General features: G+C 63.2%; 22 protein-coding genes. 9 read left to right on the top strand and 13 right to left on the bottom strand.

Annotation, left to right across the window (positions count from 1 at the left end; translation table 11 throughout):
* Positions 1 to 180 precede the first annotated feature (180 nt).
* A complete protein-coding gene (locus DH08_RS28770; RefSeq protein ID WP_192182646.1) occupies positions 181 to 1401 on the top strand; it encodes an AI-2E family transporter in 1221 nt (406 codons plus the stop codon).
* On the opposite strand, the gene DH08_RS28765 is transcribed toward DH08_RS28770, so the two are convergent.
* From DH08_RS28765 to DH08_RS28755, 3 genes are all read right to left on the bottom strand, one after another.
* Positions 1389 to 2285 carry a DMT family transporter gene (locus DH08_RS28765; protein ID WP_192182645.1) on the bottom strand — a complete coding sequence of 299 codons (897 nt, stop codon included), beginning with the start codon at positions 2283 to 2285 and terminating at the stop codon, positions 1389 to 1391. The genes DH08_RS28770 and DH08_RS28765 overlap by 13 nt on opposite strands.
* Positions 2286 to 2412: 127 nt before the next feature.
* Positions 2413 to 3177 (bottom strand): arginyltransferase, encoded by a 765-nt coding sequence (locus DH08_RS28760; RefSeq protein WP_192182644.1) that lies wholly within the window; start codon positions 3175 to 3177, stop codon positions 2413 to 2415.
* 139 nt (positions 3178 to 3316) lie between these two features.
* A complete protein-coding gene (locus DH08_RS28755; protein WP_192182643.1) occupies positions 3317 to 3787 on the bottom strand; it encodes an RDD family protein in 471 nt (156 codons plus the stop codon).
* A gap of 211 nt (positions 3788 to 3998) precedes the next feature.
* Here DH08_RS28755 and sthA point away from each other — a divergent pair, with 211 nt between their 5' ends.
* On the top strand, positions 3999 to 5387 hold the full coding sequence (sthA, locus tag DH08_RS28750) for a Si-specific NAD(P)(+) transhydrogenase (RefSeq protein ID WP_192182642.1): 1389 nt from the start codon (positions 3999 to 4001) through the stop codon (positions 5385 to 5387).
* An 11-nt stretch (positions 5388 to 5398) separates the two neighbouring features.
* Here the strand turns inward: sthA and DH08_RS28745 are convergent, their stop codons facing one another.
* On the bottom strand, positions 5399 to 6070 hold the full coding sequence (locus DH08_RS28745) for an alpha/beta hydrolase (RefSeq protein WP_192182641.1): 672 nt from the start codon (positions 6068 to 6070) through the stop codon (positions 5399 to 5401).
* 218 nt (positions 6071 to 6288) lie between these two features.
* On the opposite strand from DH08_RS28745, the gene DH08_RS28740 reads away from it, so the two are divergent.
* Positions 6289 to 7485, top strand: coding sequence for an OpgC family protein (locus DH08_RS28740; RefSeq protein WP_192182640.1), 1197 nt, complete (start codon positions 6289 to 6291; stop codon positions 7483 to 7485).
* A 15-nt stretch (positions 7486 to 7500) separates the two neighbouring features.
* Here DH08_RS28740 and DH08_RS28735 read toward each other — a convergent pair whose 3' ends face one another.
* Complete coding sequence (locus tag DH08_RS28735) at positions 7501 to 8583, bottom strand: LacI family DNA-binding transcriptional regulator (protein ID WP_192182639.1); 1083 nt, start codon at positions 8581 to 8583, stop codon at positions 7501 to 7503.
* Positions 8584 to 8715: 132 nt separating this feature from the next.
* On the opposite strand from DH08_RS28735, the gene DH08_RS28730 reads away from it, so the two are divergent.
* Positions 8716 to 8859 carry a hypothetical protein gene (locus DH08_RS28730; RefSeq protein WP_192182638.1) on the top strand — a complete coding sequence of 48 codons (144 nt, stop codon included), beginning with the start codon at positions 8716 to 8718 and terminating at the stop codon, positions 8857 to 8859.
* Positions 8860 to 8921: 62 nt separating this feature from the next.
* The gene (locus DH08_RS28725) at positions 8922 to 9071 is read left to right on the top strand and encodes a hypothetical protein (RefSeq protein WP_006201930.1); all 150 of its coding nucleotides are present in this window, start codon (positions 8922 to 8924) and stop codon (positions 9069 to 9071) included.
* A gap of 21 nt (positions 9072 to 9092) precedes the next feature.
* Here the strand turns inward: DH08_RS28725 and DH08_RS28720 are convergent, their stop codons facing one another.
* From DH08_RS28720 to DH08_RS28710, 3 genes are all read right to left on the bottom strand, one after another.
* Positions 9093 to 9464: a DUF423 domain-containing protein gene (locus DH08_RS28720; protein ID WP_192182637.1), complete on the bottom strand. Its 372-nt coding sequence runs from the start codon at positions 9462 to 9464 to the stop codon at positions 9093 to 9095.
* A gap of 70 nt (positions 9465 to 9534) precedes the next feature.
* Positions 9535 to 9915, bottom strand: coding sequence for a YkvA family protein (locus DH08_RS28715; RefSeq protein WP_192182636.1), 381 nt, complete (start codon positions 9913 to 9915; stop codon positions 9535 to 9537).
* A gap of 60 nt (positions 9916 to 9975) precedes the next feature.
* Complete coding sequence (locus DH08_RS28710; protein WP_192182635.1) at positions 9976 to 11223, bottom strand: multidrug efflux MFS transporter; 1248 nt, start codon at positions 11221 to 11223, stop codon at positions 9976 to 9978.
* Positions 11224 to 11340: 117 nt separating this feature from the next.
* On the opposite strand from DH08_RS28710, the gene DH08_RS28705 reads away from it, so the two are divergent.
* Positions 11341 to 12006: a GntR family transcriptional regulator gene (locus tag DH08_RS28705; RefSeq protein WP_192182735.1), complete on the top strand. Its 666-nt coding sequence runs from the start codon at positions 11341 to 11343 to the stop codon at positions 12004 to 12006.
* Between the two features lie 70 nt (positions 12007 to 12076).
* Positions 12077 to 12337, top strand: a complete 261-nt coding sequence (locus tag DH08_RS28700) for a DUF982 domain-containing protein (RefSeq protein ID WP_192182634.1) — start codon at positions 12077 to 12079, stop codon at positions 12335 to 12337.
* Positions 12338 to 12378: 41 nt separating this feature from the next.
* Here DH08_RS28700 and DH08_RS28695 read toward each other — a convergent pair whose 3' ends face one another.
* A complete protein-coding gene (locus DH08_RS28695; RefSeq protein WP_006201924.1) occupies positions 12379 to 12537 on the bottom strand; it encodes a hypothetical protein in 159 nt (52 codons plus the stop codon).
* A gap of 199 nt (positions 12538 to 12736) precedes the next feature.
* Here DH08_RS28695 and DH08_RS28690 point away from each other — a divergent pair, with 199 nt between their 5' ends.
* Positions 12737 to 13708 (top strand): glycosyl transferase family 90, encoded by a 972-nt coding sequence (locus DH08_RS28690; RefSeq protein ID WP_192182633.1) that lies wholly within the window; start codon positions 12737 to 12739, stop codon positions 13706 to 13708.
* Between the two features lie 23 nt (positions 13709 to 13731).
* Here the strand turns inward: DH08_RS28690 and DH08_RS28685 are convergent, their stop codons facing one another.
* The gene (locus tag DH08_RS28685; RefSeq protein ID WP_192182632.1) at positions 13732 to 14775 is read right to left on the bottom strand and encodes an aldo/keto reductase; all 1044 of its coding nucleotides are present in this window, start codon (positions 14773 to 14775) and stop codon (positions 13732 to 13734) included.
* Between the two features lie 266 nt (positions 14776 to 15041).
* Here DH08_RS28685 and ppk2 point away from each other — a divergent pair, with 266 nt between their 5' ends.
* Positions 15042 to 15962, top strand: a complete 921-nt coding sequence (gene ppk2 / locus DH08_RS28680) for a polyphosphate kinase 2 (protein ID WP_192182631.1) — start codon at positions 15042 to 15044, stop codon at positions 15960 to 15962.
* Between the two features lie 213 nt (positions 15963 to 16175).
* Here the strand turns inward: ppk2 and DH08_RS28675 are convergent, their stop codons facing one another.
* The 3 genes from DH08_RS28675 to DH08_RS28665 all read right to left on the bottom strand — a co-directional run bounded on the left by DH08_RS28675 (position 16176) and on the right by DH08_RS28665 (position 18949).
* Positions 16176 to 16820 carry a dihydrofolate reductase family protein gene (locus tag DH08_RS28675; RefSeq protein ID WP_192182630.1) on the bottom strand — a complete coding sequence of 215 codons (645 nt, stop codon included), beginning with the start codon at positions 16818 to 16820 and terminating at the stop codon, positions 16176 to 16178.
* 190 nt (positions 16821 to 17010) lie between these two features.
* The gene (hemB, locus tag DH08_RS28670; RefSeq protein WP_192182629.1) at positions 17011 to 18042 is read right to left on the bottom strand and encodes a porphobilinogen synthase; all 1032 of its coding nucleotides are present in this window, start codon (positions 18040 to 18042) and stop codon (positions 17011 to 17013) included.
* Positions 18043 to 18118: 76 nt separating this feature from the next.
* Positions 18119 to 18949, bottom strand: coding sequence for a DUF2066 domain-containing protein (locus tag DH08_RS28665; RefSeq protein WP_192182628.1), 831 nt, complete (start codon positions 18947 to 18949; stop codon positions 18119 to 18121).
* Positions 18950 to 19103 lie beyond the last annotated feature (154 nt).

The following is a 19103-nucleotide window of genomic DNA, read 5'->3' as shown; positions in this document are numbered from 1 at the left end:
CTCGAAACCAACGCCTCGTTTCTTCCAGCACCCCTCATCCGTCTCAGCGCTTCGCGCCGATCCACCTTCTCCCACAACGGGAGAAGGGAAGAGCCGCCACCCAAACATTTGGACTATGGTCACGTTTGCTGCACTATGATCGTGCATAAGCAGTAGGATGGGCAGGGGAGAAACGCGCGTTTGAAGCGGAGTGAGATCCAGAAACCGGAGCGGCAGCAGCGCCTGTTCGGCCTGTCGGCGCCGCTGAGATCCGCCGTCATCCCGCCGCTGTCGGCGGCGCGCTGGCTTTTGGTGCTGATCGTCGCCGCCGGCGTCTACTTCTTCCACGGTTTCCTGTTTCCGGTGCTGGCAGCACTGGTCATCGCCTTCGCCAGCTGGCCGCTCTACCGCCGGCTGCTTGCCGCCGTCGGCGACAACCGCACCATCGCCGCGACTTTCGCGATCCTGTTCATCCTGACCTTCCTGGTGGTGCCGATCGCGCTCGCCGGCACCTATGCCATCAACGAGGTCCGCGAATGGGTCGCCTGGGCGATCGAGACCAACCGGCACGGTGCGGTGACGCCGCACTGGATCGCCACCATGCCTATCGTCGGCGAATGGCTGAACGAGCAATGGACGACCAATTTTGGCCATCCCGGCGGTATCGGCGAACTGATCCAGCTGGTCAGCGGCGCCAACATCGGCAGCATCTATCGCGGCGTGCTGGCGGCCGGCGGCAGTGCCTTCGGCCTGTTGCTGACGCTGCTGTTCATGATGATCGCGCTGTTCTTCGCCTATCGCGATGGCGAGCATTTCGCCGGCCAGGTCGACCGCCTCGGCGAGCGCATCCTGCCGATGAGATGGGAGCGGATTTCGCGGGTTGTACCGGCGACCATCTCCTCGACCGTGACCGGCATGACCATCATCGCGATCGGCGAGGGGCTGGTGCTGGGCATCGCCTACTGGCTGGCCGGCGTGCCTTCGCCGGTGACGCTCGGCGCCTTGACCGGCGTCATGGCACTGATCCCAGGCGGCGCACCGCTGTCCTTCACGCTTGTCTCGATCTATCTCGCCGCCAGCGGCTCGCCTGTGGCGGGGTTCGCGCTGTTCATCTGGGGCGCGGTCGAACTCTTCATCGTCGACAAGACGCTGCGCCCGAAGCTGGTCGGCGGGCCGATCAAGCTACCCTTCCTGCCGACCTTTTTCGGCCTGATCGGCGGCGTCAAGACGATGGGCTTCCTCGGCCTGTTCATCGGTCCGGTGCTGATGGCGCTGCTGGTCGCGATCTGGCGCGAATGGCTGCGCGAGGTCGAGCTGATGGACGAGGCCGCTCCTGCAGCACCTGAGGAACTGGACGATCATCCGCCGCAGATCGAGATCGCCGCCGAGCACGGCGTGCCGAAAAAGAGTCAAGCCGGGTGACTGACGGCGAGCGCGGCACGGCGCTTGCGTCCTTCATGCAGCTGCCACAGTGAGTGGGCGACCAGCGCGGCGATCAGGATGACGCCGCCGATCAGGCTGTTGCGCGACGGTGTTTCGGCAAAGATCATCCACACCCAGACCGGCGCCAGCACGGTTTCCAAGAGATAGAACATCGCCACCTCCGGTCCGGAAATGTATTTCGGTCCGTTGGCAAGGCAGAAGAACGATATCGGCATGATCACGGCGCCGTTGAAGATGATCCACCATGGCGCGTTGACGTGAAAGCCTTCGCCCGAGACCATGAACGCGGCAACCGCCAGCGGCAGGACGACGCCGACCAGCGAGGTGAAGCCCATGTCCTTGCCGCTGGCGCTCGAGATGGTGATGGCTAGAGCGACGAAGAAGGCTGAGCAGAGCGCCATGAAATCGCCGAACAGGTGCCCGGTGCCGACCGAACCGCCGACGATGATCAGCACGCCAAGGATCATGACCAGCATCGTCACGAGCTTCACCAGTCGCGGCCGCTCGCGGAGGAACAGCCAGGACAAGAACGCCGCGAACACGGTGCTGAAGGCGAGGATGAAGACCAGATTTGCGGTCGAGGTGTGGAAGACGGCGGTGATGAAGGTGATGCCGGTCAGGCCATAGCATATGGCCACCGCCAAGCCTGACCAGCCTGGGATGAGCTGTGGCGCGTTCCTGCTCAGCCTGCGCCAGACAGCCCAGACCACGAGTGCGGCGATCAAGGTCGTGGCGTTGCGCAATATCATGATGGTCCATGGGCTGCCGTCGGCGAGCCGGATCAGCGGGATGTCGATGGTAAGCGTCAGTCCGCCGATGGCGGTGATGAGGAGCCCCTTCTGATGATCGTGGTGGGATGACATGCCGGTCTCGCAATGAATGGGGAGGCAGGCCGCAATATCGGCCCGTCGCCCGTCTTCCAGCCGCGCGGCCGGAAGACCAGCATCCTCCTCCTTGAAACAGTTTAGAGATGAATGGCGGAAGGAAAAGTCAGCGCGAAACCGCTTCGTGGTCGTAGCGTTCCCAGCCCTTCGGGCCGAGATGCTCCTGCGGCATGAAGCGCATCTTATAATTCATCTTGCGCGAGCCGTTGACCCAGTAGCCGAGATAGACGTGGGGCAGACCCATTGCCCTGGCACGGGCGATATGATCGAGGATCATGAAGGTGCCGAGCGAGCGGTCCTCGAAATCGGGATTGAAGTAGGAATAGACCATCGACAGGCCGTCGGCCATCTTGTCGGTGAGCGCCACCGCGATCAGCTCGCCCTGGCCCTTGCCGGTGATGAAGGTGTCGGGGCCGCGCCGCCGGTATTCGATGATCTTGGTGTCGACATGCGTGTCCTCGACCATCATGGCGTAATCGAGCACCGTCATGTCGGACATGCCGCCGCGGCGGTGCCGGGCATCGAGATAGGTGCGGAACAGCGAATACTGCTCGGTGGAGGGCTGCGCGTCGTGCATGGCGCCGATAAGGTCGGAATTGTGCTGGATCACCCGCTTCATGTTGCGGCTGGCGGTGAATTCCTGCGCCAGGATCCGCACCGAAACACAGGCGCGGCAGGTTTCGCAGGCCGGCCTGTAGGCGATGTTCTGCGAGCGCCGGAACCCGCCTTGCGTCAGCAGATCGTTCATCTCCGGCGCCTTGTCGCCGACCAGGTGCGTGAACACCTTGCGCTCGAACTGGCCCTCGAGATACGGGCACGGCGACGGCGCGGTCAGGAAGAACTGCGGCGACTGGGTCGGGTGCTGCGTCATCGAGCCTAGAAAACACTCCTGCGAATCGCCTTACCTTTGGCCCGGTCTGCGAAAAATTCAACAGGATTGTGAAGCAGCGGCCGACCGAAGGCCGTCATACTTGCGCATAAGCGCCCTAGCAGCCCCTCGAAATGCTGTTTCAACGATCCCTGCGGCTGACCACGGTGCCGAGCAGCAGGTCGTGCAGCGTGCGCTTGCGGTCGGAAAACAGCGTCACCAGAAGAACCAGCGGTGTCAGGATGACGTTGGCGGCCCAGAACAGCACCGAATGCACGACGGCGGTCAGCCCGTCGATGCGGGTGCCGTCGAGGCGATCGAGTCGGATGCCCATCATCTTCATGCCGGTCGTGGCCTGATCGCGGCTGCCCAGCGTGTTCCAGATGTAGAGAATGGCGACCGCCGGCACGAGCACGGAAAACAGCATCCAGCCAAGGCCGAGCGTCAGCAGCCCAAGCAGGAGCACCAGAATCGCGAAGGGGATGGTGAGCAGCGCGACAATGCAATAGTCGATGATGAAGGCCAGGATGCGCCGCGTGCGCACGCCGTCATAGGCCCTGACATCGTCGAGCCTGCTGGTGATGATTTCTCCGTCGAGAACGCGCGCGTTCATGTCATATCCTCGTAACCTGGCCCACAATAGGGTGCGGGCGCACTGCTGATGAAATGGTGAAGGCCTGCTGCGGAATCAAGATCGGCGCCTGCCCGGCATACATGATCAGGCTACGCCAACGCCCTTCGAATCGGTTGAATTTGCCGCGCGGATGGCATTAGCTTGCTGCGGCGCAACAAAGCGCAGGGGTAGAGACGAGGGACGGGGCAATATGGATTACGACATGCTGGTCATCGGCAGCGGCCCTTCCGGGCGCCGTGCTGCCGTGCAGTCGGCCAAGCTCGGCAAATCGGTGCTGGTGGTCGACAGGGGCCGGCGCCTCGGCGGCGTCTCCGTGCACACCGGCACCATCCCGTCGAAGACGCTGCGCGAGACCGTGCTCAACCTGTCCGGCTGGCGCGAACGCGGCTTCTACGGCCGCGGCTACCGGGTCAAGCAGGACATTTCCATCGGCGATCTGGTCGAGCGCCTGCACAAGACGCTCGACCACGAGGTCGAGGTGCTGCAGCACCAGTTCATGCGCAACGCGGTCAAGAGCGTGCGCGCCACGGCGAAATTCCTCGGCCCCAACAAGGTCAGCCTGACGAGCGACAATGGCGATTACAGCGAGATCGGTTTCGCCAACGCGCTGATCGCGGTCGGCACCAGGCCGCACCGGCCGCGCGACGTGCCCTTCGACCAGACCCGTGTCTTCGACAGTGACGAAATGCTGGAACTCGGTCGCTTGCCGCGCACGCTGACGGTGATCGGCGCCGGCGTTATCGGCGTCGAATATGCGACGATCTTTTCGGCGCTCGACGTGCCGGTGACGCTGGTCGAGCCGCGCAACACCATCCTCGATTTCGTCGACCGCGAAATCGTCGACGATTTCATTCATCAAATGCGCGACCGCGGCATGACCATCCGTCTGGGCAGCACGGTCAAGGAGATCGCCTCCAAGCCCGACTATGCAGAGGTGACGCTTGCCGATGGCCGCACCATCCGCTCCGAGATCGTGCTTTACGCAGCCGGCCGCAGCGGCAATCTCGGCAGTCTCGGGCTGGATGTGGTCGGCATCGAGGCCGACTCCCGGGGTCGTATCAAGGTCGACCCGCTAACGTTCCAGACCAGTGCGCAGAACATCTACGCCACCGGCGACGTCATCGGCTTTCCGAGCCTTGCCTCGACCTCGATGGAACAGGGCAGGGTGGCCGCCTGCCATGCCTTCGGCGTGGCGCTGCCGCCGCCGCCTGAAACCTTTCCCTATGGCATCTACGCCGTGCCGGAAATCTCCACCGTTGGCCAGTCCGAGGAGCAGGTGCGCGAGAGCGGTGCCGCTTACGAGGTCGGCCTGGCGCGCTTCCGCGAGACCTCGCGCGGCCACATCATGGGCGTCAACACCGGCTTCCTGAAACTTCTGTTCTCGGTCGAAACGCGCCGGCTGCTCGGCGCCCATATCGTCGGCGAGGGCGCGACCGAACTGATCCATATCGGCCAGGCGGTGATCAATCTCGGCGGCACCGTCGACTTCTTCGTCAACAACACCTTCAACTACCCGACGCTGGCTGAGGCCTACAAGATCGCCGGGCTCGATGCCTGGAACAGGATGGGGCAGGGGTAGCTCCCGGACCGCTAGCTTGCCGGCGAGACCGCGATTGTCCTGCCGCCCATCCATTGCCTGACGATTGCGGCGTCCGCATCGCCGAATTCATGACCTGATGAAACGATCCGCGCATCGACCTCAGCGCCGTGCCGGCTGAGCAGCGTGACCAGCGCCGGCGCGAAAGGCGCGTAGGTGAGGTCGACGGCGCCGGCGATGATCAGTGCCTTCGTGCCGGTCAGGTCGGTCGCCGGCACCTCGTCCAGCACCGGCATTGGCCTGAGCAGTGCGGCGCGCTCGACAAGCCCCGGATGCAGCAGCATCAGGCTCGAAACCAGATTGGCGCCATTTGAATAGCCGAAGAAGGTGCTGCGGGAGAGATCGAGTTCGTGGCGCTGCGCGACTTCGGCGACAAATCCCGCGAACGCGTCCGTCTCCGTGCGTATGCTTTCCTGTTCGAAGCGGGTCGGCGTGATCCGAGCGAACCAGCGGAAGCCGTCCTCCTGGGCGATGCGGCCACGCGCTGCGACAAGGGTAGCCTTGGGTGCGATCTGCCTCGCCAAGGGCATCAATGTCGTCTCGTCGACGCCGGAACCATGCAGCAGGAACAGGCATTCGCCGCTTGCGTCTGCTGGCCTGAAGATGCGGTAGGGGAAGGCCAGATCGCGATGCAGCAAGCCGTTCTCGTCGGTATATTCGGGCATGCTTATATCCTATTGATTCCATGGCCGTTTTTTTGCTTTGCCGGCTTCAAAACGGAATATTTTCTTGCTCCGCGAAAGTTGATTGAACCGGGCGCATTTCAGTCCGTTTCTTCGCGGATATGCTCCTGCGGGAGGAATCGAAGCGATGCGCCGGGCGGTCGCATTGCTGGTGTGAACAACGAGAGCATCCTCTGCTCTCCCTTTGAGGCCTTTTGTCGATGACCACCCAGATTTCGCCGGATCGCAGTGTGCGTATCCCGGAGCGCGACACGCGCATCGATGTGTTTCGCGCTCTCGCGCTGCTCACCATTTTCATCGACCATGTGCCGGGCACCGTCTTTGAAACCCTGACCTACAAGAATCTCGGCTTTTCGGACGCGGCGGAAGCCTTCGTGCTGATTTCCGGCATGTCCGTCGCTCTTGCCTATGGCGGCAAATTCCAGCCGGGAGGCCGGCTGCTCGCCACGCTCAAGATGTGGCGCCGGGCAGGTGTCCTCTATACCGCCCACATCGTCACGACGATGGTGGTGATGGCCATGTTCTGCGCGGCGGCGGTGTTTGCCAGGCGCCCGGATCTGCTGAAGCTGATCAACATCGAGCCGCTGATGAAGAACACGCCGGAAGTGCTTATCGGCATCGTCACGCTCGGCCATCAGCTCGGCTACAACAACATCCTGCCGGTCTATGCGGTGCTGCTGTTGCTGGCGCCGCTGTTCCTGCTCTTCGTCAGCTACCGGCCGCTGGCGGCGCTCGCCGTGTCCGGAGCGCTGTGGCTGCTTGCAGGCATCTACCAGATCGCCCCGCCCAACTATCCCGAGCCCGGCTTCTGGTTCCTCAATCCGCTGTCCTGGCAGTTCCTGTTCAATATCGGCCTGGCGGTCATGCTGCATGTCAGGCGCGGCGGCACAATTCCGGTCAATCGCTGGCTGGTCGGCGTTGCCGCAACCTATGTCGCCGGGGCGCTCATCTGGGTGCACAGCCCGCTTTGGGGGCACGTGTCGTGGCTGGACCTGCCGGTGGTGCTGAGCGGTTTCGACAAGACGTTCCTGTCGCTGCCGCGGCTGTTGCACATCCTTGCGGTCAGCTACCTGATCGTGGCCATTCCGGCCGTCTCGAATCTGTTCCGCAGCGCGCCCGACCATCCGCTGGCCATACTCGGCAAACGGTCGCTGCCGGTCTTTATCGCCGGCACGGTGATCGCCATGGTGGCGCAGGTGATGAAGCTGATCAATCCGGGCGGCCTTGCCTATGACACGCTGCTGATCGCGGCCGGCATAGCCATGCAATTCGCGCTCGCCTTCTATCTCGAATGGCTTTCGGGCATCGGCTCGTCGGGCAAGAAGCCTGTTCGCAGCGAGACAGCACCCGCACGCACCGCCTTCGGCGCTCAGCCGGCAACGGTGGTCAATCGTTGAAAGCAGGGAGCTGGTTCAACTGCCTGAGGGCGGAGGTCCGGACGACGCCCTGACGACCAGCTCGACATCGAGCGTTTCGCGCCGCACCGCGCCGTCGAAATCGAGGATCATGCGCGCCGCCCGGCGGCCGATCTCGGTGATGGGTTGGGCGACGGTGGTCAGCGGAGGATCGCACAGCGCGCCATCCGGCACGCCGTCGAAGCCGACGATGGAGACATCGCCGGGAACCTGCATGCCGCGCTCGGTCAGCCATTCGATCGCGACCATGGCGATCCGGTCCGACATCGCCAGTATGGCGGTGGGTGGCTCGGCGCCGGCGAAAATCGTTTCGAGGCCAGCCCTGGTGCTGGCTTCTTCGTTTTCGGTCTCGTAGACCGGTACCTTGGCGGTATCGACGCCGAAGCGGCAGAGCTCGTCAAAGTAGCCGGCAAGGCGGTCACGGGTTCCGGTATAGACCGCGGCCTCGACTTGCTCGGCCGAAACAAGACCGGTTCTGTCATCGGCGAACTGCAGCGACAGCACGGCGAAGCGGCGGTGGCCAAGCTCGCAGAGATGGCGCGCCGCAAGGCGGGCGCCGGCGACATTGTCGACGCCGATCGCCGAAACCGTGTCGTCCTCGAAGCCGAGCTCGAGCGCGACGAAAGGCAGCTTGCGCTCGCGCGTCAGCTCGACCAGGCGGGGGCCGCCGTCGATGCAAAACAGGACAAAACCGTCGACCAGCGCACTCTGGATGTTCCAGGCGAGTTTCTCGTCATTGCCGGCCGAGACGAGCGCGATCCCAGCGCCAGTGGCGTCGCAGGCCTCGGAGATGCCAGCCATCATGACGCGTGCGAACGGATCGTCGAAGAAATAGGAGAGGGGCTCTGTCGTGGCGACCCCGATCGCGTTCACCTTGCCGGCTCGCAGCAGGCGGCCCTTGGGGTCTGGGCCGGCATAGCCCATTGCTTCGGCCATCGCCTTGACCCGCTCGCGCACTTCCTCGCGCACGATCTCGGGACGGCTGAAGACATTGGACGCCGTGCCGTGCGATACGCCGGCAGCCTTGGCTATGTCGGCCAGCCGGACCGGTCTTGGGTTGCCTGTGACGAGTGATGCCATTTTTGCTGCCTCCGGGCCCTCACTTAGCACTTTCGTTGGATCGATTCAAATTTTTGCTTGACATTGGCGTGCCACAGCCTATTTTTGAATCGATCCAATCGCATTGATTGGGCAAACCGAGAGGAGGGTGCCATGCATCCCGTCAATTACCTGTTCGAAGACATCTACCGCAACGATTGGGGCCTCGCCTTGATCGCCGGGACCGAAAAGCGCCGTGGCACTACCAGCGCCTGGAAGCGCGACCTGCGAATCCTCGTGGAACGCAAGCGCGGCTAAGCAGGCTGCCGTTTTCGCGACCGTTGTTTGGATCGATTCAAGTCAAGAAAGGAGACCAAGCCATGCACCCGATCAGCCATCTGTTCGAGGACATCTATCGCAATTATTGGGGCATCTCACCGGCTTCCGACCGGCCTGAGCGGCGGCGACTGACAGGACCGGCCGCGCGTGACCGCGAATTGTTGGCCAGGCGCGAACGCCGGCAGGATTGAGCTTTCGCGCCCCAGGCAATTTCAGGGGCGAGGGCGCAGCAGCGCCGAGCCGGCGATCGCCAGCCAACCGGCGATGAGCAAGGTGCCGCCGATCGGCGCCGACATCGGAAACAGCCGCGAACCCATGAAATCGCGGGCGAGAAGATCACCGCAGAAAAGCACCAGCCCGACAAGCAGGATAAGGCTTGCGATCCGCAGCACCCGGCCTGCGCCGACAAGGCCGACGGCGAGAAAGACCGGCGCATGCATCAAAAGGAAGGACGCGGCGGTGCTCACGAAGGCGCCGCCCAAATGCGCGGCAGCGGCTGACAACGCCACCCCCGCCGCGCCGCAAAGGCCGCCGGCCAGCACAAGGAGGCGGCTGTAGCCTGCCGGTTGTTCAGTTGTGTCCATGGTGCCTCCGTGAATTGTCAAACGACGAATGCGGTGTTGCGAAGCGTGGATGTTGATAGTGTCGCTGAGCTCAGTCGGTGAAGTAGCGATAGCCGAGCCACGCTGCCAATGCGGCGAATGCTCCCCAGATGCAGGCAATCACGACGCCGGCGGTTCGATTCGCCGGGCGCTGTGCTGCAAGCGCGGCGGCGGCTCGATGTTCTGCCATGACTTCTGGCGGGATCATTTTCAGCACGGCCAGAATGCCGAGCGGCACAATGATCGCGTCATCGAGATATCCCAGCACCGGTATGAAGTCGGGGATCAGGTCTATTGGTGACAGCGCATATCCGGCGACACACAGCGCCAGCGCCTTCGCATACCATGGGGTGCGGGGGTCGCCGGCTGCGAGGTAGATCGCGTGCACGTCTCGCTTGATCGTGCGTGCCCAGTCTTTCAGCCTTCCGTTCATGGGACGGGTTTATCCGCAATAGGTGACGGCTGCCAGTCAAACCGGGACACCGAAACAGCGTCAGGATTTGCCGGCTTGCGCCAGCATGTTGCGCGTGCGGCGCGACTGGACAATCCAGTTGTAGGCCGCGCCGCCTGCCATCAGCACCGACGTGCCGAGAAACACCGAGCGCATGCCGAAATGGCCGCCGGCGAAGCCGCCGAGCAGCGGTCCGGCGACTTGGCCGACATATTGCGCCGAGATCGACAAACCCAGCACGTTGCCGCCGACGCCATCGGGAACATTGTGGCGGATGACGCTGGTTATGCAGGGCAGCAGGCCGCCCAGTGCCAGCCCCATCAGGAAGCGCAGGCCGATAAGCTGCCAGCCCTCGGTGACGAAGGCCTGCGGAATGAGCAGCAGCGCCGACACCGCGAGTGCAGCAACGACGACATTCCAGTGTCCGATGCGGTCGGCAAGCTTGCCCATCCACGAGGCCGACAGGATGGCGCCGAGTGCTGCCGCAGACATGACGACGCCGGCGACCATCGTCACCCGGCTCTGATCCTCGATCAGCTGCTGCACATAGACGGTGATGATCGGCTCGATCGACATGGTGGCGAAGGCGAGCAGCATGCCGGTCGCCAGCATGGCGACGACGGGACGCTTGTCGGGGATCTGCGACCAGCCGCTCTGCGGTTTCGCGGCCGTCTTGGCGGCCGGCGGGCGAGGATTTTCCTTGATGAGAAAGGTCGTCGCCAGGAAGGCGAGGAAGATGACGCCGCCCGACAACAGGAAGGTGGCGCGGATACCGATCAGCGGCGGCAGCGCGCCACCGAGCAGCGGGCCGACCAGGCTGCCTGCGGTGATGCCGGACGACATCACGCCGAGCGCCCAGCCGGAGCGGTCCTTCGGCGTCTGCATGGCGACCAGGATGGTCGAGCCCGAGGAATAGCCGCCGGCAAACCCGATCAGCAGACGCAGCAGCACCAGTTGCCAGACCGTCTCGACCATGCCGGTCAGCGACATGCAGATGGCCATGCCGAAGCTGGCGCGCACCAGCATCAATTTACGACCGTAGCGGTCTCCGAGCCGTCCCCACAGCGGCGCAACGAGCGCGGCGGCAAGAAAGGTCGCGCCATAGGCAATACCCGACCATTGCACGATCGCTGCGTGGCCCTCTGCACCCAGTTGCTCGACATAGAGCGGCAGGAAAGGCAGCAGCAATGTCATGGCGATGAGCGTGCTGAACGAACCTGCAAAGCACACGGCGAGATTGCGCCGCCAGTGGACGTTGTACGCGCTTTGTTCGGTGCGGTCCTGCGCCATGTCCTGTCCTGCCCGGTATCGACCTTGTTGCGGATACCATTTTGGGATACCAAGCTGGTATTCGTCATGAACCCCAGCCCCGTCGCTGTCAATGCGGCCGATACGAACGGAACCACCATGTCGCAGATGCAGAGCGTCGAGAAACAGCTTCGCGAGATGATCCTCGGCCTCGAGATCGGTCCCGGCGAGCGCCTGACCGAGCGCTGGATCGAAAGCCGCTTCGGCGCTTCGCGCACGCCGGTCAGGGCGGCATTGCTGCGACTCGAGACCGAGGGCCTGATCTGCCGCGACGGGCGCGGCTGGACGGTCTCTCCGATCAATCTGGCCGAGCTGGAGCAGATCGCGGTCTACCGCGAGGCGGTCGAAGTCGCCGCGGTGCGGCTGACCTGCACGCTAAGCGACAAAAGCGTCATCGACGACATCGAGGCGATGCTCGATTCCTGCGATGCCGATACCCCGCGCGAGGAATGGCACCGCGTCGGCATGGATTTCCATATCGAGCTGGCGCGCCTGTCCGGCAACGACTTTCTGTTCAGGGCGGTGCGCGACGCCATGACGAGGCTGTCGCGCGCCCGGTGGCTGGAAGTTCGCGACGAGGCCGCCCTCGGCCGTGCCTGGACGGAGCACCATGCCATCCTGGCGGCGGTGCGCGCCGGCAACGCGGACGCGGCGGCGCGGCTGCTATCGGCTCACATCATCGGCAGCCGCGACCGGCTGGTGACATCGCTTCACAACGACCGGCGTGGCCTGCGCGCCAGGGGCTTCGCCGTCATCGCCGCGTGAAAAGCCGGCACCCGACGATGAAACGCACTTTCGGTCTCGCTTCGCCGCCGCCGATGGCGTAAGAGCGGCGATGGAAAACAACCGATTTGAAACACCCGTGACCGTCAAGTCGGCCGCGGCCGGACCCAATCAGCTCTTGCGTTCGGCGCGTGAGGCTTCCGATTATCTGCTCAACAGTTGGCCGGGCAAGCGCAGTCCCAAGCATCGCGAAGCGCTGCAGGCTTGCCATGATGCGCTGGCCGGCGACAAGCCGGCCATGATTGCAAGGCGCGCCTTCATTGCCGCTGCGCGCGAAGTGAACGTCTTCGTCAGCGACAAGGCGCCGGCCTGAACACAGCTGAATCTTGAGCGGCATCCCACTCGGATGCTTTGCTACTCTGCGGTTTCCGCCTCGGCTTCAACGCTGGTCCGGTCCTCAGGCTTGTCGCGTTCCTTTGCCGCGACCTTGGCCGCCAGCTTTTCGGCCTTCTTGGCGGCCTTCTGGCGGTCACGCTCCTTGCGTTCCTGTCCGTAATTCGGTGCTCGCGCCATATCGGTTCCCTTTCGTATGCCCGGAGGCTCCTGACCCTGCCTAGGAGCATTGGTCGGCAAACACAACAGCTGAAGCGATGGTGCCGGCAGTTTGCTCCTGCACGGTTCCGGGCTTGCAAGATGCGTGGCACAATGGTGTAGGAGAGAACCGGGGGGCCGAGATTTGTGGGAGCCGCCCTTTGTTTTGATCAAGTGACCGATGGCCACAGCTCTGCGCAACGCGGTAAAGGTGTTCTATTACGCACGCAATGCCGCGCGCGATATCGTGCCGCAGGCACTGTTCCGTCGCAGGCTCATCGGCTGGCTTGACCAGGTCAGGCTCTCGGACGCCACGGTCCGCGAGCGGCTGAATTACTACAACAAGCTGCAGCATGCCTTCGTGCCGAGCCCGGCTGCGGTGCCTGTCAGCAGACTGCCGTTTTCGCCGAGCATGTACTACTACGACCTGAAGGAGTTTGCGCGCTACTTCGATCCCGGACTGCTCATCGATGTGGAATTCGGCGACGTCATCAACGTGCCCAGTATGCCGGCGGTCGTGAAGGATCGACCGATCAACGACGACAACAGCAATGCCGTCCTGATGAAGCTCGACAAGTTCCGTCACTTCCACATGCCGGCCGACAGGATGCATTTCGCGGACAAGCGTCCGGCCGTGGTCTGGCGCGGCGAGCTCAACAATCCGATACGGACCGTGTTTCTCGAGGCCACGCGCAACCTGTCTTTCTGCGACGTCGGCACACCCAAACGGACAGCGGCGGAACAATATCGCAAGCCCTACCTCACCATCGAGCAGCAGCGGCACTACCGCTACATCGTTTCGCTCGAAGGCAACGACGTGGCGACCAACCTCAAATGGATCATGAGTTCGAACTCGCTGTGCCTGATGCCGCCGCCGACATACGAGACCTGGTTCACTGAAGGGCAGATCGAGGCCAACGTCCACTATGTGCCGCTCGAGCCGGACTTTGCCGATCTTGCCGACAAGGTGCGCCATTTCGAGCGGCACCCGGCCGCGGCCGAACGCATCATTGGCGCAGCCAACGCCTATTGCCGCAAGTTCTGCAACGAGCGGGACGAGCAGGCGATTTCCCTGCTCGTGCTCTACAAATATTTCGTGCTCAGCGGCCAGGTCGAGCCCGATCCCGACGTCTGGCGTTTTATCTCGAGCTAGACGAGGCTCACCACGTGGCCTTGTCAGAGGCCGCTGCGGTCGAGAACCAGATCGGCCGCGCCGAAGCGCTCCTTGGCTGTGAATTGCTGGTGCCAGTAGGGATAGAGCACCGGTGGCCTGCTGACGGCGTCAAGGCGCTGGCGCTCGTCGAAGGACAGCGTCAGGCTAGCGGCGGCGATGTTGTCCTTGAGCTGGGTTTCGTTGCGGGCGCCGATCACCAGCGAGGCGACGGCCGGCCTGCCGAGCAGCCAGGCGAGCGCGACCTGCGCTGCCGACACGCCACGCGCCTTGCCGATCTCATTGAGCACGTCGACGATCCGCCACAGCCGGTCCTCGTCGCGGATCGGCGGTTCCGACCAGCCGCCGACCTGGCGGGCGGTGGGGCTGTCGCGATGGTACTTGCCGGACAGCAATCCGCCGGCCAGCGGACTCCACACCAGAACGCCGAGGCCCTGGTCGACAGAGATCGGCAGCAGTTCGTACTCAGCCTCGCGCGCTTCCAGCGTGTAGTGGATCTGCTGGGTGACGAAGCGCGGCTGGTGGCTTCTGTCGCTGATGCCGAGCCCCTTCATCACCTGCCAGCCGGAATAATTGGAACAGCCGACATAGCGGACCTTGCCCTGGCCGACCAAGGTGTCGAGGGCGGCCATGGTCTCCTCCAGCGGCGTCACACCGTCCCACTCGTGCAGGAAGTAGATGTCGATGACATCGGTCTTGAGCCGCTTCAGGCTCCTCTCGCATTCGCGGATCAGGTGATGGCGCGACAGGCCTTCGTCGTTGGGGCCGCTGCCGATGCGCATGCGCGCCTTGGAGGCGATCAGCACATCGGCCTTGCGCTTGCCGCCGAGCGCCTCGCCGATGATCTCTTCCGAAATTCCGTTCGAATAGACATTGGCGGTGTCGATGAGGTTGATGCCGGCATCGATGCACATGTCGATCATTCGCTTTGCCTCCGCGAGATCGGTCTTGCCGACCGCCGCGAATGCGCCGGCACCGCCGAAGGTCATGGTGCCCATGGTCAGCGTCGAAACTTTCAAGCCGGAACGGCCGAGGGTGCGGTATTCCATGTCAGGTCCTCGCGATTTGATTGAGAAGCGGGCTCGGGTGAGCTCGTCGCATTTGTAGGACAATTCCCGCCGCTTGTCGCCCCTCCGCTGGCCCTGGCCGATTACAATCTCACCGATTGGCTTGACGGACGGCGCATCGGGTCACTGCAATAAAACCGTCATTGCCGGCCTATATTGAAGTCGGCTCAAGGTGTTTCCATTCCAGCCGCGGGCAGGGCTCGAGGCGCCGGAAATGACCCGACAGGGCTTGCAAGCGGAGCAGAGCAATGACCGAGCTAAAACAGAATTCTCCCGCCAAGGACTGGCTTGAAACCGAGCTCGCCGACACGCTCGACGAAGACTATGAGCTCGAAATGTCGGAGCCCGCGCTGTCGATGGAGATCGCCAAGATCTACAAGAACGCGCATCCGCCATCGATCGATCGCATGCAGTATTTTCGCGACCTGATCAGCCTGCAGTCCGAACTGATCAAGCTGCAGTCCTGGGTGGCCTATCACAAGAAGAAGGTCGTGGTGGTCTTCGAGGGCCGCGATTCCGCCGGCAAGGGCGGCGTCATCAAGCGCATCACCCAGCGGCTCAACCCGCGCATCTGCCGCGTCGTCGCACTTCCGGCGCCGACGGAGCGCGAGAAATCGCAATGGTATTTCCAGCGTTATGTTCCGCATCTGCCGGCCGGCGGCGAGATCGTGCTGTTCGACCGCTCCTGGTATAACCGCTCCGGCGTCGAGCGGGTGATGGGTTTCGCCGGGCCGGACCAGGTGGAGGAGTTCTTCCGCGACGTGCCGGAGTTCGAGCGCATGCTGGTGCGTTCCGGTATCACGCTGGTGAAGTACTGGTTCTCCATCACCGACGAGGAACAGCAGATGCGCTTCCTGATGCGCATCCACGATCCGATGAAGCAGTGGAAGCTGTCGCCGATGGATCTGCAGTCGCGCGTGCGCTGGGAACAGTACACAAAAGCCAAGGAAGAGACCTTCGCTCGCACCAACATCCCGGAAGCGCCGTGGTTCATCGTCGAGGGCAACGACAAGAAGCGGGCGCGGCTGAACTGCATCGACCATCTCTTGCAGCAGGTGCCTTACGAGGAGGTGCCGCACGAGGAGATCACGCTGCCAGAACGCGTCTTCAATCCCGAATATGAGCGCCAGACGCTGCCGCGCGAACTTTACGTGCCGGAGAAGTATTGAGGCCATTTCCTTCTCCCCGTTTACGGGGAGAAGGTGCCCGAAGGGCGGATGAGGGGCGGGCGCCGACGTCTAAGATTGAGTCCCAATTTCGCCATCGGCAGATTTCGCAAATCTCCAGACGGTTGCGCTGCCCCTCATTGCCCTGCCGGGCATTTCTCCCCGTATAGTGACGGGGAGAAAGAAGCGCGCCACGGCTTTCGCCAATCGCCAGCGCTATACCCGCCCGATCATGACATGCGTGGCGTCCGCCGTCGTGACTTGCTCTGTGCACCGATACCCAAGCTTCAGCATATCGAGGCCGGCGAAAAGATGCTCGCCCGAGCCGAGCAGCATCGGCGAGATCGCCAGATGCATCTCGTCGATGAGCTTCTCCTGGAGATACTGTCGGATGGTCGAAACGCCGCCGCCGATCCGCACATCCTTGCCGTCGGCCGCGGCCTTCGCCTGTTCGAGCGCCGCATGGATGCCGTTGGTGACGAAATAGAAGGTCGTGCCACCCTCCATGATGATTGGTTCGCGTTTGTAATGGGTCAGCACGAAGACCGGCACATGGTAGGGTGGGTTATCGCCCCACCAGCCTTTCCAGCTTTCGTCAGGCCATTCGCCGCGGATCGGCCCGAACATATTGCGGCCGAGGATCCAGGCGCCGACATTCTCGAAGCTGCGCACGGTGAACCTGTCATCCACATCAATGGTGCCGCCGTCCTTGCCGACCATCTGATGAAAGCTGCGAGTGCCAACCATCCATTTGTGCAGGGCCTCACCGCCGATCCCGAGAGGGTTTTCGAGGGTCTGATCGGGACCGGCGCCATAGCCGTCAAGCGACAGGGTGAATGCATTGACGCGCAGCTTGGACATCGAAGCCTCCTCCTCCATAACCAGTTGTTATTTGCAATCAGTTAGTTTCTAGCCATACCGATTGCAAAAAGCAAGCGGTTTTTTCTGGGATGCGATCAGCCGCTGCGGGAAGCGGTCGCTCGTGCAGTGACGATCGGGTCTTGGATCGAGACGTCGCGGTCGGCCAGCCGGTTGGCGCGACCGGAAGGGACTACCCCTTCAGCATCGCCGCCACTTGCGGCGCGAAATAGGTGAGGATGCCGTCGCAGCCGGCGCGCTTGAAGGCAAGCAGGCTCTCAAGCATCGCCTTTTCGCCGTCGATCCAGCCATTGGCGGCCGCGGCCTTGATCATCGAATATTCGCCAGACACCTGGTAGGCGAAGGTCGGCATCTGAAGCTCGTCCTTCAGCCGGCGGATGATGTCGAGATAGGGCAGGCCGGGCTTGACCATCAGCATGTCGGCGCCTTCGGCGAGGTCCTGTTCGGCCTCGCGTACCGCTTCGTCGGAATTGGCCTGGTCGATGTAGTAGGTCTTCTTGTCGCCCTTGAGCAGTCCGGCGGTGCCGACCGCTTCGCGATAGGGGCCGTAGAAGGCGGAGGCGAACTTCGTCGCGTAGGACATGATCGCCACGTCCTGAAAACCGTTGGCGTCGAGTGCGTCGCGGATGGCGCCGATGCGGCCGTCCATCATGTCGGAAGGCGCAATGATATCGGCGCCTGCGGCAGCCTGGATGACGGCAGCGGCGGTGACCTGTTCCACCGTCTCGTCATTGACGATGATGCCCTCGCGCAGGATGCCGTCATGGCCGTGGCTGGTGAACGGATCGAGCGCGGCGTCGGTGATGATACCGATCTCCGGCACCGCATGCTTGATGGCGCGGGTGGCGCGGTTGACGATGTTTTCGGGATCGAGGATGTGCGAGCCGGTCTGGTCACGCAGGGAAAGTTCGACATTGGGGAAGGTGGCGATCGCCGGGATGCCGAGCTTGGCGGCGCGCTCCGCTTCCTTGACCGCGAGATCGAGCGACAGGCGGAAGACGCCGGGCATGGCAGCGATCGGCTCGCGCACTTGTCTGCCGTCGACGACGAAGATCGGCCAGATCAGATCGTCGACCGAAAGCCGGTTCTCCTGCACCAGCCGGCGCGACCAGTCGGCCTTGCGCATGCGCCGCAAGCGGCGGCTACCGGTGATCTCATCGACGCTGCGCGCACCGGCAGGCTTTGCGGGGGTGAATCTGTTCATCGCCAAAACTCTCGTTTGGCCGGCTTTTTACCACGCACCTCCGCCGCTGACCAATGCGACACGATTGTGCCAGGCTTCAATCGGGCTGCCCGTTCCCCGACAGCACCTGCGCGGCTCCGCGCATGGCAACGCGGAATGCCTCGTCAAAACTGACGCCGCGCACTTGCCAGGTGTAAATATCGTCGCCCGCTTTGAGCCGCCAGTCGGCGATCCAACCGAGTTCCTTGTCGCTCCACACGATGCTGCCAGCTAGGATTTGGCGGCTGCCAATACTCGCGGCAGTGCTGCCCAGCAGTTCAGGTGAGATAGCGCGCACCTCTTCGAAAATCAGTCCGGCCTTGGCGAGCGTGGCCTTATTTGGAATGACGATCGACATAGCCATGGGGCGGGCTGCCGATTGGAAGGACTCTATCATGTACTGGCTTTCGTCTCCGTCACTGGCGAGGACGAAATGTCGGCGTGAATCGTCCACGGCCAGAACAATCGAGAGCCGCGGCCGCGCGCCAAGCCACGGCTGGCTACCCAGCTGAGTGAGTAACTTGTCGATCACCTCCGGTTTGTAGAGGCAGGTGAGGTCGTGCGGCCGGTCATGCGTGCCTTGCTCGTCATGCACCGGAATGCCTTCCAGCCGGTCGCGGTAGCGGAAAGAGGCGACGAAATCGCCGGCCTTGTCGCGCAGAGCCAGCATTTCCGGCTTCTGCGGCAGGCGCTGATCGCCGGAAACCCTGACCAGCACCCGGTCCAGGCAGTCCCTGAAGCCGATCTGGCGGTTCACTTCGCCCTGGCCGGTAACGATGGTCTGCGCCTGGTAGAGCTCTGCCGTGCCCGCAGCGTCTGCGGGCCGAACGATCGACAGGGCGGCCGTCAGGTTGATCATCGCCAGCAGAAAGCGCGAAAACCCAGGCATGGCTTGCCGTCCGGTTCGAGGCGGCCGCTTTTTAGCACCGGGCAAGGCCGGCCGCCAAGACGCCGCGCTTGCGCCGACGGCATTGACGCATCCAGGCGCCGCACTCACATGCGAAGCCAGCTATCGCGGCACCCGACAATTGACGTTCGTCCAG

The organism is Mesorhizobium amorphae, assembly GCF_014843845.1.
Classification (GTDB): Bacteria; Pseudomonadota; Alphaproteobacteria; order Rhizobiales; family Rhizobiaceae; genus Mesorhizobium; species Mesorhizobium amorphae_A.
Note: the sequence above shows the minus strand (reverse complement) of the source record. Positions and strands in the feature narration are given on the sequence as shown.